A 14,490-nucleotide genomic window follows, 5' to 3' on the forward strand; every position below is an offset into this window, starting at 1 on the left:
CACAATCTTTAACCGCGCCACCGCAACAACATACTTTTTTTAATTGAGCTGCTAATAACTTTAATTGAGCATCTTCCATATCTAACCCAGAAATAATACAAACACCTTTGCCTTTCCGGCCTTTAGTTTGGCGTTGTACACGAACAATTCCATCACCTTTGGGGCGTTCTTGTTTAGGTTCTTCTTGTTTAATGCGGCCGATATCTGTTGAATATACTAAAGACATAATAATCTCGATATGAATAAATTCGTAATAGACTGATTGTAAATTATTTTACTCGTTTATCCAAAAAGGTTTTTATTGCTTTGATACTGCCTTTTGCTAATTTCCCCTGGTACAGGCAATACCATTCCTTCATTTCACCAGTGTCATTTTTTAAAGCATAACCTTTATATTCTTCTGTTTGAGTTTTGCTTTTTTTCTCATTGAGAGTCGCTTCACCCATATCACCGAATTCTTTCGGTTGAATAATAGAGCCGGTTTCATTCCACCAATCAATGCTTTTCTTTACTGCACTTAAGTGGCCTTGTAGCACTTTATTTTTAATCAAGACCTTCCAACCATCAGGGATTCCTGTTTTGTTCTCAATGAAAAATCCTCTGTATAATGATTTATGCATACTCATTACTCTTGTTTGGATGTTGATGATAATTTATAGATTAAGCATCTAATAAATAGTGCCTTTTTTCTAGTTAAAATACATTAAAAACTGAGAACCGTGATCTTATGTGGATTAAACTATCGTGTTATAGTGCATTAGATTAGTTACTATAAGGTAAACATCATGAATACCGTTACTTTTTTAAATGATGAATTAACAATTCAAGAATTACAGTCAATGTTGAAAAAAGACTATTCAGATAATAGTTTAGTCTCATTTAAAAATGATTGGGTTAATTTTGTTCATTTTTGTCAACTTCATCAAGTGAATGCTCTACCCGCCTCGACTACTGCAATTCGTATATTTATAGAGAAACAAGCGAAAGAAAAGAAAATGTCTTCTATTCGTCGGTCATTAATTTCAATTTCTCATATTCACATCGCGTTTGAATTTAAAGATCCAACAAAAAATGCACAAGTTAAAGCCTCCCTTGGAAGCATTAGGCTGGCAAAAAAAGATGACAGTAAACAGACCGAAGGAATAACATCTCAAATGCTGAAGAAATTAGAGTATCAGCTTTCTGAGTCAGTTGAATTGAAAGACATTCGTGACCTAGCGATCTGGCATTTAATGTTCGAATTATTATTAAAACGTGGGGAACTTAGAGACTTGAAAGTTACGGACGTTAGTTTTAATGATGAAGGTTTGGGGTTGATTAAAATGAAAGAATATTATTATCCGCTTTCAATCAAAATAAGTCAGTTACTAACTAGGTGGTTAGAAGCATCACAAATTCTAGAGGGTTACCTATTTCGATCAATGGATCGTCATGAAAACCTCTCATTAAACCATCTCAATGACTCTTCGATTTATCGTATCTTTAGACGTGCGAATATATTATTAAATCATACGGTTAATTTCTCAGGCCTTTCTGCTCGTGTTGGGGCAACAAAAGAACTATCAAAGAAAGGATATTCAATTCAAGAGATTCAAGAAATGGGTCGTTGGATAAGCCCGGCGATGCCGAATCAATATATAGGTCAAACTAAGCGCTCTGAAGAGCAGAAGAAAATATTTCAAACAAAAAAAAGCCCGATATAAATCAGGCTATTTGTTTTATTTTAATGCGTTCAGTATGGCTTTTTGCAAGAAGGTTTTAAAGCAATGGCCATTATGTTCTAACAATTTTGGAAACATTGAGATTGGTGTCATACCTGGAAAGGTATTCACTTCATTCAAGTATATTTCGTTTTCATCGGTAAGAAAAAAATCAATGCGAGATAAGTCTTTCAATTTCATTTGAGTGAATACTTTTCGACTGTATTTATTGATTAACTCGATTTGTTCATCGGTTAAATTCTTAGCGTCTAATGTTGTGGTTGAATGACTACCACTGCCATATTTTTCTTCATACGTATAGAAAGCACCATCAGGAGCAGTAACTTCACCAGGTAAAGTAGTATAAAGTTCGCCATCAATTTCATAAGCTGAAACTTCAAGTTCTCTTGGTTTGACTGCTTTTTCTACTAATACTTGCTCTGAGTAAGTGAATGCATTGTTTACCGCTTCAACTACTTGTTCTTTTGACGTTACGTGGTAACAACCAACGGATGAACCTTGGCATGCCGCTTTGACAAACAAACTGCCCCATTGGTCAAAAGCAACTAATGCCTCATCATGGGTGGTTTGGTTGTTTTCAGTCAAAAATAAATACGGCGTATTTGGAATACTTAACGCGTCGTACCAAAGCTTCGATGTTATCTTATTAAAGCTGTTTGTACTTGCTTCTGCGTTACAACCTAAATAAGGAATTGCGAACATATCAAGCATTGATTGGATATCGCCTGTTTCACCAGGGTAACCATGGATACAGGGAACTACATAATCAACAGGGGCTGTCGCTTCATTATTACAAAGTAACGTTTTGTCTGAGCGTAATTCATATTTCAAACCAGATTCAATATGAAACCAACTGCCATCTTTAATCTCAAGATGTGTGATTTGAAATGTATTGAGTTCAGACAGTTGTTGGGCTATATAATTGGCAGAAACCAATGAAACTTCATGTTCAGTACCGCTACCGCCACAAAGTAAAAGAATGTGAGTCATAATATCTTCTGCAAAAAGAAAAGGTGCAATTAACTGCACCTATTTAAAATTAATTTAATTTATGTAATTCAGGGTTTTCTGAATTTTTAATACTTTTAATACTACGAACAAAAGGACCATAAGCCTGAATCTCAGCAGGTAGCTGCTTTATGGCTTCTCGTGCTTCTGCCGGTGTAGAAAAGTCACCATATAAAATGGTATACCAAGGCATGTTGTTTACTGTTTTTCTATTCATCCATACTGGTTGTTCACCCTGCAATTTTGCAGCGTATGAAGATAAATCTGTTTTACGGCTCAACGCTAAGATTTGAAGTGTATACCCATAACGGTTATTCATTTCATCTTGCTTTGATGTAGGTGGTAAAATTTTCACTGCGTTGTCAGATGATTCAACTACCGCATCTTCAGGTGTCAATTTTACTACTGGTTTCTCAGTCTCAGAGGCTACTGTAATTTCAGTCTCATCAAATGTTGTGTCTTCTTGCTCAATCGGTTGAGTAACTTGATACACTTCTTCTGATGAATCCGTTGTAATATTTGTTGTGTACGAACTGCTGGTACACCCGGCAAGTAGCGCGGTTAACGTAATCGGAATGATTCTTTTCATTTTAAATTCACATTTATAGTCATGCTGATGCCTTAATTCTGCACTTGATGCTACTCACAATCAAGTACAAACCATAAAACCACTTAAATAACTGTTATCTTTGTGCTCAACACCAAGAAATACCTTGGTGTTAACTAAAATTAAGTCCTTTTTGTGCGCTATCTTTTGTTTATTCACATTAAGACAGTCAAATCAAATTTACTCAGCTATCTTATTCTTTATAAAGAAATAAAAGGAGTAAACATGTCGGATTTGAAACAGCTTTTACGTCCTCAATCAATTGCCGTTATTGGTGCTTCTATTCACTCTAATCGAGCTGGGCATATTGTCATGAGAAACCTTTTAGAAGGTGGATTTGATGGTCCTATAATGCCCGTACATCCGAATTATAAATCCGTGTGTGGGATTCTCGCTTATGATTCAATAGAAAAGCTCCCGATTACCCCTGATTTTGCGGTGCTTTGTACAAGCTCTCAACGGAATATAGCGTTGCTTGAAGCATTAGGGAGGAAAGGCGTAAAATGCGTTATTATTTTATCCTCTGATATGAATTTACACTCCAATGGCATTGGCGAGCCATTACCATTTCAAGCATTACGTATCGCAACCAAATATGATATGCGTATTTTGGGGCCAAATAGCCTCGGGATTATTCTTCCTTGGATAAACCTAAATGCTTCATTTTCACCTATTAATGCAAAAAAAGGGAACATTGCTTTTATTTCTCAATCAGCTGCGGTATGTACAACGATATTAGATTGGGCCAATGAGAAAAACATTGGATTCTCTGCGTTTGTTTCACTGGGAGATGGGCTTGATATTGATTTTAGCGAGCTACTTGACACGCTTTGCACTGACTCTAAAACAGAAGCTATCTTACTTTATATCGATTCAATCAAAGACGCTCGACGCTTTATGTCTGCTGCAAGGGCGGCGGCAAGAAATCGCCGTATATTGGTAGTTAAAAGTGGGCGATCTGTCGCTGGAAGTGAAGCGGCTCAATTGCACACTCATGGCGAGATAAGTTTAGATGCTGTTTATGATGCAGCAATAAGACGCGCAGGTATGCTTCGTGTATCGAATACTCATGAATTGTTTGCTGCGGTTGAAACGCTTGCACACCCTATTCCTTTTCGAGGTCATCGCCTCGCGATTGTCACAAATGGCGGTGGTCCCGCAATTATGGCAGTAGATAGCCTGATGCAGCAAGGAGGACAGTTAGCCAATCTAAGTGAGAAACTGATATCTCAATTAAATGATGTATTACCTCAAAATTGGTCCCATTCAAACCCTATTGATATTGGTGGAGATGCTGATGAAAAACGATATTGTGATGCGGTTAATGCCGTATTAGATAATGAAGATTGTGATGCACTTTTAATTATGCACAGCCCCTCTGCCGTTTCTAATGCAGAAAAAACAGCCAAAACGTTGATCAAATTAATTCGCGATCATAAAAGAAAGACTCATTTCACTATTTTGACCAATTGGTCTGGAGAAACCTCTTCTAAAGAAGCCCGTTTATTGTTTACAGAAGCGGGAATACCAACATATAGAACTCCTGAAAGTGGTGTCTCTGCATTCTTGCATCTTGTTGAATATCATAGAAATCAAAAATTACTGATAGAAACGCCCGTTTCATCCGGCCATATCAGTAAACACGATGCCATAATGGCAAGAAAATGGTTAGATAACTGCGTAACTAAAAATATTGTTAGTTTAGATACTCATGAAGTTCAAACGCTTTATGAATGTTATGGATTTAAAACGCTTGATACTTGGATCACTGAAGAACCAGTAGAAACAGCCTATGTCGCCGATAAAATTGGTTACCCTGTTGCTGTAAAATTAAGATCTCCAGATATTGCCCATAAGTCCGATGTTCAGGGGGTTATGTTAAACTTAAATACACGTGAAGAAGTGATTAACGCGGCTCAATCTATAATAGATAGAGTGTCGCTAAGCTACCCAGCAGCAAGAGTTTCTGGTTTAAGCGTACAGAAAATGGCAACTCGTTCTGGATCTCAAGAATTACGAATTAAAGTGTGTCAAGATCCCGTCTTTGGTCCTGTGATCTTATTGGGGGAAGGTGGATCTGAATGGGATCTCAATAATAATGCGGCGGTTGCCCTGCCTCCATTAAACATGGCTCTTGCTGAGAACTTAATTAAATACGCCATTAAAGAAAACATTATTCAACATAGAAATACACCAAATAAAATGAGTATCTTTGACTTGAGTGCCTTTCTTGTTCGCTTATCCCAAATGGTACTCGATTGTCCTGAAATTGTAGAGTTAGATATCCATCCTTTGCTTATTTCTGGAATGGATCTGACAATTGTTGATTCATCAATGAAAGTTCAACATTTTAGTGGGGATATTCATAAACGTCTCGCAATTCGACCTTATCCAAATGAGCTTGAAGAATTTGCGAAATTGAAAGATGGCTCAAGTGTTTTACTTCGCCCTATTCTTCCTGAAGATGAACCGAAACATGCACACTTCATTTCCCTAGTTTCTCATGACGATTTATATAAGCGTTTCTTTTCTGAGGTCGGTGAGTTTAATCATGAAGCTCTCGCGAATTTTACTCAAATTGATTACGATCGTGAAATGGCTTTTGTTGCCACAAAACAGATTGATGGTGAAGAAGTCATTTTAGCTGTCGTTAGAGCCCTTTCTGATCCAAACAATGTGAATTCTGAATTTGCAGTCTTAGTGAGATCAGATTTAAAAGGGTTAGGATTGGGCAAGATACTCATGACTAAAATCATTAATTACAGTAAACAGCATGGTACGAGAATAATGACGGGTATGACAATGCCTTCTAATCAAGGAATGATCGGTCTTGCGCAGTCTTTTGGATTCTTGATTGATGTTCAGATGGCTGATGGTGTTGTTGATATGACATTAAATTTGCAGAGATAAAAATAAAAAACCAAGATAAATTAACTATTTATCTTGGTTTACAATAGATATAAAAATGTGTTTTAAAGGGATATCTATATTATTTTGATTGCTCTGACTTTTCTCTTTTTACCATAATTGCGCCCGCGATGACAAAAGCAACCAATAATAAAATTTCCATTACATAATCCTATTTAACTTAAAAGTGAATGACGGCCTAATATAACATTTTAAATAATAAGTTAAATAGCTTTCACTCAAATTTGTTAAGTTTTTGTCACATAATATGAAATGCGTAACGCCCTTTTCCTGAAAGCTTTGCTTCATACATCGCACGATCTGATTCTTTTAGCAATTTATCCAGATTTCTGTTTTCTTGATAAGTTGCGATGGTAATACCAATGCTTGCTCCTACAAATAAAATGGTACCTTGATGATATATAGGTAACTGGATTGAAGTGATGACTTTATCAGCCAATTCAATTAACTGATTTTTATCGATTACAGGATTAATGAACAAGACAAATTCATCTCCGGCAAGTCGACATGCTATGTCTTTAGCTCTGACCATATTCTCTAATCTTTTTGCGATTACTCTTAATACTTCATCACCAGCATCATGCCCGTAAGTATCATTAATATGTTTAAAACCATCAAGATCAAGATAGCATAACCCTACATCACCATCAATAATAAGTGATTGATTAGCCTCATTATAAAACTTAGAACGATTAGGAAGTCCTGTTAATAAATCATGATGCGCTAGGTGATCTAAGCGTTCTTTTTCTTTTATGTCGGATAAATTAGTAAAAATGAAAATATAACTTTCTTGATCATTTTGTTCGTCGTCTAGAATCTTGCATGCCTTTATATAAAGAGGTAATTTCACCCCAAATTTATTGGTTTCTAACACTTCACCATGCCATTGCCCAAATTTATATAAAGACTCTATAATCAAATTTGTTAACGTCGTGAAGAGATAACTATCAAATAGAACTTTCATGGATAAATCGCTTAACTCTCTCATCTCATAACCAAACATCTCCGTAAATGCTGGGTTCATCAGCGTTAAGCTCCCTTTGACATCAAAAATAAGAATACCGTCTTGGCTGTTTTTAAATACATTAGCCGCTAATTTTTGCTGAGTACGACTTTTAATTGCTTCTGTTACATCTATGATAGAAAATAACAATTCGTTTTTATTTGTTAATATTCTAGTCGTTATTTGTAATGCACTTCCGCTCGTTGTTTGGATTAATACGTCATCCACTTCGGTGCAATTTTCAATAATAGTTAGAAGCGTTTTACTTTCTACCGGCTTAACAATCTCTAAAAAATACTGATCGACTAAATGATGATATGTTATTGTCGAAAATAATCTTTTTGATGCATCATTTGATAAAAGTATTTTCCCTTGTCTATCCACGGCAAACAATCCATGTTGCACTGCGGTAATGATTTGCTCTCCAAAGTCCCTTTCTTGCTCTACTTTATTTAAAACAAAACTGAGCTGTTTTTGTCGTTCTTCTAATCTATCCGCCATTTTGTTAAATGATAAAATTAGGTCACCGACTTCATCATGAATAGTTACACAAGGCCTAACAGTAAACTCTCCACGATTTATAATCCCTTGCATCGCTTTATTTAAATTCGTTACTGGGGTAATTATCCATTGTTGAATTTTAACAATAAAAAGATACCCACAAACAATAATTAAACCAAACATAGTAAACGAAATATTTAAGGCTTCATCTCGTGTCCTATTTAATTCATCTTTGGATGCAATTAATCGTATACTTGCTATTTTTTCATTATTTAATAACACAGGCATAAAAAGGTAAACTGAATGGTCTCCAATAGCAAAGCCATCCACAGAAAGACGACGCTGTAACTCTTTATTTGGAGCTTGGGCAACCTGATTGTTTTTTCTATATTCAGCAAATGACGTCCCGTCATTCTTAAGTAGTAATACTTGTAGAATTTCACTGTCTGCACTGAAAGCATGAAGAACTTTTGTGGCTGCAATATCATCATTAAGCCGTAAGGCTGATTGTAAATTAACGCCAACACCATTGCCTAATACTTTAATTCGATTAATTAAGTTATCTTTTTGTATATTATAGGTATTAACGTAATGATAGCCCTGAAATACAACAAATAGAATCATTGTAAAGGCAATGATTGGAAATGATAATTTCTGCCTTAATGAGGCTCCCTCTATCCATTTCATTTATTATGCCCCCATTTTATGATGCGTTCCTTTTGGTGCTGATCCGTCTCTTTAACTAATGAAAACCAAGGGGTATTCGTATGCATTATATAAAATTTACCTGAATCGTAAGAAAAAACAGAAAAGTCAAAATAGGTTCTTTTATGACACTTAATAATACTCGTATTTATCAGTACACTGGTGAATAACAATGATACATAGCATCCAAATAATTTTTTATTTATATAAAGATCTACCATTGATAACCGCTTATGTTTTTCATATTCGTAGTACACAGTTCATAATTAATGAAGTATAACTTGAAATACTCTATACGGTTATAATGACAGTCAAAAATAGCTTACAAAGTGATCTGCATAACACTTATATTATTGTTAATTACTTAAGTGCTCTTTAATTAAAGAGATAATTCTAAAACTTACACATATTAGTCCACTTTTCCCTAATTGTGGGTAGACTACGTAATATTCATTACTTTAAAGGGGTATAAATATGAAGGTTATTGGTTACACTTTAATTTTTTTGCTGTTTTCACCAAACATACATGCAAAATCGATGGCTAAATACTATAAGTATCATCAACCTAAAGGATGTGAAACCTTAAACCGTTCATTATCACATGTGAATAAATTACTCAGTTTTAGTGATGGAAAGGAATACAAAGAAAAGCTAAAAGAGAAAAAAGCACTAATGAAGTTGAGAAAAGAGAAAGGATGTTAAAAAGCCAACTCAAGTGAGTTGGCTTTTTTTTTATTTTGCTTTTGGACGAAACGGCTTGATTACGTCTTGATTACATTCAAGAAATGGACCTTCCATCAAGTCAATACAGTATGGTATTGCAGGGAACACGGCGTCTAAACATTCACGAATAGATTTAGGTTTCCCTGGTAAATTAACAATTAATGAATCTTTACGTAAACCCGCAGTTTGACGAGACAAGATAGCGGTCGGAACAAACTTTAATGATTCGGCACGCATAAGCTCACCAAAACCAGGCATCATACGATCGCATACTGCTTCAGTAGCTTCAGGGGTTACATCGCGTTTTGATGGACCCGTTCCGCCAGTTGTCACAACTAGACAACAGTTTTCATTATCCGTTAATTCAATTAACGTTTTTTCAATGATATCTTGTTCATCAGGAATGACCACATACACGGGTTCCCATTCTGATGTTAAATAATCATTTAATGTTTCTATAATTGCAGGACCTGAAATATCGTCATAAATACCAACGCTAGCACGGTCACTTACCGTTACTATGCCTATCTTTGCTTTTGCTGTCATAATACAATTCTTATCTTAAGTAAGGTAACCCTATTATTACAAGTGGTTACCTATTTATCTAGTAAAGATTAGTATTCATAAGCCATATTAACCGAAACACCATAAGTAGAGTCTTTTGAATAGATAGCAGCAAGATCTAAATGGAACATATTTAATGGTGAAAAACCAATACCAGCGGTTAATGCATCATCATAAGTACCAGCGAGGTCTTTCTTAAAACCGCCGCGCAATTGAATTTGATAAAGTAAATCAAACTCAGCACCAACTCGTAACATTTGCATGTTGTCATCTAATTCTACAAATCGTTCTTGTTCATTAAGATCGACGTCAGCGGTTAAGACAAAGTAATTAGTCATAAAAGCAATACCTGCCGTATAAATAGGTTCCATCTTATACGTGTATTGTCTAAGGCGTGTTTGCTTTCCTGGTCCGCCGGTATAACTAGTATCTCCACTAAGTCTACGAATATCGGCATCAGTAAGGCCTACCGTTATAGACGTTTCTTTGGTTTGTATTTCTTGAGATATTAAATTTTTACCTGCTAGAGCAAAACGCCAAGGGCCATTAAACCAAACAGTACCAACATCAAAATTTAAGCTAGTATCACCCGATTCATAGTTATCTTTCATGTCCTTAAATTCAAAATCTACCGCTGATGCGCTGTAGTTAAATGTATACGTTTTTTGGATTTTTGGTGAAATACCTACAGTAAAGTTTTGTCCTAAAAAGTTTGTATAGCCAGAAAAAGCAACACCAAACTCGGCAACACCTATTGCTGCTGCATCAACCGTCGCATAACTAATATCAAATACATTCGCCATTGCAGGATCTATGCTTGAACCGTAATTTTGCTTTTCAACATCAGCAATAGAAACAGATTCTAATGTTGCCTTAGCAAAGAAATTCATCGATAAGTAACGGTTAGGGATAGCAAAAGCAATCGCTGTACCCATTTGGATTTGTGCTGCGTCACCAGATAAATCGGCCAATGCTTGAGATGCTCCGGCTGTATCTAATTTATCGTAAGCTTTAACTAAATTGTCTAAATCATCAATCATGTTGTCTTTATCGACAACTTGAAGCCCAATGCTTGGTAACAATAAGCCAGCATCATCTTTACGGCTATAAATAGCGACGAGGGCGGGGTTATAAAAAACACCGGTTAAATAATCAGCAGAAGCAGTACCCGCTCCCCCCATCGCATCAATACGGCCATCAACACTGAAGTTGGTTGCTTGTACTTGACTTGACGCGAGTGCTGTACTCGAAAGTAAGCCAATTTTTATCCACTGTTTCATTTTTATAAACCTAAAATAATTAACTACTTATCTTATCGACACGTTGAATGATTACTTTAAGAAAAATAACGAACTTTTATCAAAAAAATGACATATTTAGAAAGGTCATTTCATAAAAAAGCCGAGATATTGTATCTCGGCTTTATCTTTATTCTAATTGTTTATTTCTTTTGTTTTTCAGCTATCTCTGCACGGATTTGTTCCGCTACAATTTTAATGGCTTCGCCAGTACTGATGCCTTGACGCATCATTTCTTGAATTTGCTCAGCAGCTCTTTGTTGCTCTTCATGGGTTAACGTTGGTAAATCTGACATCAGTTACTCTCTACACTGTCTTCTGCACCGAAATTGATGACTTTTGTAATTGCTTGAATTTCTTGAATAGAAATCGGACCTTGAAATCGCTTATGGTTAAAAGAAACGCTTAAAATATAACTACCGGGTAGTACATTTGTTTCAGGTAAACTTTGCGGGAACCGCTCTTCATACAGATCTTCCCACAATTTAATATATTCATTATCTTGGTGGTCATAAATTCCGATAGCCATTTCAGGTAATGGGCAATTTCTATTTAATAATCCCGTTTGAGTCGTTTTCCATTTTTCCTTACCTAACCAAGAGACTTCCATTTCCGTTTTGGGTGTATTAAGAACAATCCAAGTATCCCACTGAACATTAGGCTCATTAGAAATAATGGTCAATTTATATAAGCCATTTTTGACCCTATTATTCAATGATTCACTAGAATATGAATATTGATTAATATCGGTATCTTGTGTCGGTGTTACCGTTTTTGTTGGATTGATCAGTAACTCTTCTTCTGGCCATCGAACAAAAGACAATGCTGCAATGTCTTTTTCACTATCAAATTGAATAAGCAACCTATGGTGTACTCTACCAGGGGTTTGAATAACCATTCGTCGAACACTTACCGATGTGAGCCAATGAGGGATCACTATCGTCGATAAATCTCGTCCACAATTCGAAGAAATCGAGGCGCTCAACAGTTTGTCTATATTCTGCCTAATATTATCAGCCGTAGTATTTTGTAAGACTTCAATAGCAGTAGAAAAACCCTTGGTCGCATTACCTTCTAAAAATTGTTTATGCGCACTTGAAAGTGCTGATTGGTCACTAAACCACGCAGCAGATTGACTCACATTACTGTGAGCGATACATAAAAAACCTAAAAGTAACGCAACTTTTTTATTCAACATATTACGCTTTCATTTTGTAACCAACACCACGCAGGGTTTCAATTTCAATCCCTACAATTTTTTGACGAAGCTGGAGGATATGCGTATCAACAGTACGAGTTGTAGGGAAGTGATTATAGCCCCATACTTGGTCTAACAACTCATCACGCGTAAACACTTTACCTAAGTTGGATGCTAAGAATAATAATAGATCAAATTCAGTACGGGTTAACGTTACCGCGTCACTACCATTGATGACATCGCGCGTTGACGTATCGATTGAAAGTACACCCACAACTAACTGCGTTTTATTTTCAGCTTCTGATTCAGGAGAGCGTAAATGTGCACGTAAACGAGCAAGTAACTCAGCCTCTGCAAAAGGTTTTGTTAAGTAATCATTTGCACCTGAATCAAGACCGGTCACTTTATCTCTTATTGAAACAAGCGCAGTGAGTAAAATCACTGGTATGTCTTTAATTTGTTTCCATTCAGGTAACCAAGTTAAAGAATCCCCTTCTGGTAACTGGCGATCAAGAATAACGATGTCGGCCTCTGCCCAAAAGCTTGATACATCCGTTGCATTATCAGAATGTATACAGTTATACCCAGCTTCTTCTAAACTGACCAATAGGCCATCAGCTAAATTTCGATCATCTTCAACAAGTAGGATTGTTTGTTTCACACGGTATCTCCAAAATAAATGTGGTTGGGGGGCCTTGCAATGTCATGCTTCCCCCCATTCTTTTTATCATTGACTCAACAATTGTTAGGCCTAAACCTAAGCCAGCTTTGCTCACAAATGGCGTTTTAAGTTCTTTCCAATTCGCTTTTGTTAAAGAGCCGCTATCAATGACTTCTATTATTAATTTCTTTGGCTCTATTGTGACATTTAATATCACTGGTGGCACACCATATTTGTGCGCATTACTGATTAAGTTATCAATACAGTTACCTAGCCAATAAATATTTACCTTTACTGATGCATCATAGTTAATTTTAAAGGTGACGGCTTCTCTGTATTCTTCACAGCGATAACCTAGCCACTCCTCTACCGATGGGATCCACTCTGTAGAAAATCCTTTATCGTCAGATTGTAAATAATCTTTACTTGCTTCTGCTAATTGACGTAGTCGTCTTGAATCTTCACATAAACGCCTAAACTCATCGTATAAAGACTCTGGTAATGATTCGAATTGTCGCCTAAATCCTTCAACAGTTAATGCCAAACTTGCAATAGGAGTACGAAGTTCGTGCGTTAATATCTGAAGAACCAACATTCGACTTTTCATATCTCTTCTTTTGCTGTTCCACTGAGAAATACCCCAACCAATCGCCAAACATAAATTGATGAACACTAAACATAACACAACGTAAGATAACGTTTGAGAATCACTTTTTTCTGTCCAACACACATTACCATTTCGGACATAGCAATTTGAATCTTGTTGAAATAAGGACATTTCTAAATCAAATTTATTCAGGTTCTGTTCTTTTAGCTTCATTGGATAGAGATAATAACGACTTCCTTTTCTTATCCAAAGAAGCCCATCGGCAATAATGGTATCTGAACCACTAATGATCGCTCGAATCGCGTTGTCATCCATTGTTTGTAAATGGTGCAATAACGTGCCTTTAGGCGCGACGACTCGTTCTTTAATGTGCATGAACTTAGCCAATGAATCTTTACGTGAGGGATACATTTGAGCATAACGATAAGCATAAGAACCGCCACCAGGATGAATCATGCCAGATCGTGCAAACCAGCTTGTAGGCAATTTAATCCCTTGGCATAAGGCTCTAACAAGAACTAAAGGTTCACCTACTAATGGGCTAACCGGCCATGGGCCACTGCACTTATTCGCACTTTTATATAACTGTTTTATGTACTTAAAAGGGTACGACGCAGTTTGGGGTAACAAGGTGTCTGGAGACAATAAAACGGTTGGGTATTCCTTTTGAATCAAGCGTATATCATAAATTTCAACGGCGTCTTTTTTCTGAAATTCTTTTTTAAAACTATCAATCTTATTTGCTAAACTAGCGGCGTTTGATGAAAAACTTACCATCATAAGTATGAAGATAAAAAGACGTTGATATAACACTGTAAATCCCCTACTTAATGGTTGCTAGCATTCATGATTGATATAAAGGCTAATTGAATCAGTATATTATAAATTGAATCGAATACGAATCTTTTCTTTTAATGAGACATCTGCGACTTTTATTTCATTGACACTTTTCCACCGATGATTTTA

At 36.1% G+C, this 14,490-nt stretch carries 14 protein-coding genes; 3 read left to right on the top strand and 11 right to left on the bottom strand.

Going from position 1 to position 14,490, the window contains the following annotated elements:
- Together AACV33_RS18220 and AACV33_RS18225 are read right to left on the bottom strand one after the other, a co-directional pair.
- Window positions 1-226: stress response translation initiation inhibitor YciH (locus AACV33_RS18220; RefSeq protein WP_182700514.1), on the bottom strand; the 226-nt coding region annotated here is incomplete at its 3' end.
- Window positions 227-269: 43 nt separating this feature from the next.
- The gene (locus tag AACV33_RS18225; RefSeq protein WP_012551952.1) at window positions 270-620 is read right to left on the bottom strand and encodes a DUF3319 domain-containing protein; all 351 of its coding nucleotides are present in this window, start codon (window positions 618-620) and stop codon (window positions 270-272) included.
- A gap of 165 nt (window positions 621-785) precedes the next feature.
- On the opposite strand from AACV33_RS18225, the gene AACV33_RS18230 reads away from it, so the two are divergent.
- Complete coding sequence (locus AACV33_RS18230) at window positions 786-1,703, top strand: tyrosine-type recombinase/integrase (protein WP_182700515.1); 918 nt, start codon at window positions 786-788, stop codon at window positions 1,701-1,703.
- Between the two features lie 15 nt (window positions 1,704-1,718).
- Here AACV33_RS18230 and AACV33_RS18235 read toward each other — a convergent pair whose 3' ends face one another.
- Window positions 1,719-2,711, bottom strand: a complete 993-nt coding sequence (locus AACV33_RS18235) for a D-alanine--D-alanine ligase (protein ID WP_039799191.1) — start codon at window positions 2,709-2,711, stop codon at window positions 1,719-1,721.
- Between the two features lie 49 nt (window positions 2,712-2,760).
- Complete coding sequence (locus AACV33_RS18240) at window positions 2,761-3,318, bottom strand: SPOR domain-containing protein (RefSeq protein ID WP_012551955.1); 558 nt, start codon at window positions 3,316-3,318, stop codon at window positions 2,761-2,763.
- A 243-nt stretch (window positions 3,319-3,561) separates the two neighbouring features.
- Between AACV33_RS18240 and AACV33_RS18245 the strand changes: the two genes are divergently transcribed.
- Entirely contained in the window at window positions 3,562-6,246 is a 2,685-nt protein-coding gene (locus AACV33_RS18245; RefSeq protein WP_182700516.1) for a bifunctional acetate--CoA ligase family protein/GNAT family N-acetyltransferase, read from the top strand.
- A 256-nt stretch (window positions 6,247-6,502) separates the two neighbouring features.
- Here the strand turns inward: AACV33_RS18245 and AACV33_RS18250 are convergent, their stop codons facing one another.
- The gene (locus AACV33_RS18250; protein ID WP_182700517.1) at window positions 6,503-8,455 is read right to left on the bottom strand and encodes a diguanylate cyclase domain-containing protein; all 1,953 of its coding nucleotides are present in this window, start codon (window positions 8,453-8,455) and stop codon (window positions 6,503-6,505) included.
- 492 nt (window positions 8,456-8,947) lie between these two features.
- Between AACV33_RS18250 and AACV33_RS18255 the strand changes: the two genes are divergently transcribed.
- Complete coding sequence (locus AACV33_RS18255) at window positions 8,948-9,175, top strand: hypothetical protein (RefSeq protein WP_182700518.1); 228 nt, start codon at window positions 8,948-8,950, stop codon at window positions 9,173-9,175.
- Between the two features lie 30 nt (window positions 9,176-9,205).
- On the opposite strand, the gene mog is transcribed toward AACV33_RS18255, so the two are convergent.
- The 6 genes from mog to vxrA all read right to left on the bottom strand — a co-directional run bounded on the left by mog (window position 9,206) and on the right by vxrA (window position 14,304).
- Window positions 9,206-9,742 (bottom strand): molybdopterin adenylyltransferase, encoded by a 537-nt coding sequence (mog, locus tag AACV33_RS18260; RefSeq protein ID WP_017023211.1) that lies wholly within the window; start codon window positions 9,740-9,742, stop codon window positions 9,206-9,208.
- Window positions 9,743-9,810: 68 nt separating this feature from the next.
- The gene (locus AACV33_RS18265; protein WP_182700519.1) at window positions 9,811-11,040 is read right to left on the bottom strand and encodes a conjugal transfer protein TraF; all 1,230 of its coding nucleotides are present in this window, start codon (window positions 11,038-11,040) and stop codon (window positions 9,811-9,813) included.
- Between the two features lie 161 nt (window positions 11,041-11,201).
- Window positions 11,202-11,357 (bottom strand): YoaH family protein, encoded by a 156-nt coding sequence (locus AACV33_RS18270; RefSeq protein WP_023603949.1) that lies wholly within the window; start codon window positions 11,355-11,357, stop codon window positions 11,202-11,204.
- The gene (locus AACV33_RS18275) at window positions 11,354-12,256 is read right to left on the bottom strand and encodes a DUF2861 family protein (RefSeq protein WP_065612194.1); all 903 of its coding nucleotides are present in this window, start codon (window positions 12,254-12,256) and stop codon (window positions 11,354-11,356) included. The genes AACV33_RS18270 and AACV33_RS18275 overlap by 4 nt, the downstream gene beginning before the upstream one ends.
- Window position 12,257: 1 nt before the next feature.
- On the bottom strand, window positions 12,258-12,917 hold the full coding sequence (locus tag AACV33_RS18280) for a response regulator transcription factor (protein WP_017023207.1): 660 nt from the start codon (window positions 12,915-12,917) through the stop codon (window positions 12,258-12,260).
- On the bottom strand, window positions 12,892-14,304 hold the full coding sequence (gene vxrA / locus AACV33_RS18285) for a sensor histidine kinase VxrA (RefSeq protein ID WP_096325319.1): 1,413 nt from the start codon (window positions 14,302-14,304) through the stop codon (window positions 12,892-12,894). Before vxrA ends, AACV33_RS18280 begins: the two co-directional genes overlap by 26 nt.
- Between the last annotated feature and the right edge of the window lie 186 nt (window positions 14,305-14,490).

This window comes from Aliivibrio sp. SR45-2, assembly GCF_963890165.1.
GTDB classification, from domain to species: Bacteria; Pseudomonadota; Gammaproteobacteria; order Enterobacterales; family Vibrionaceae; genus Aliivibrio; species Aliivibrio salmonicida.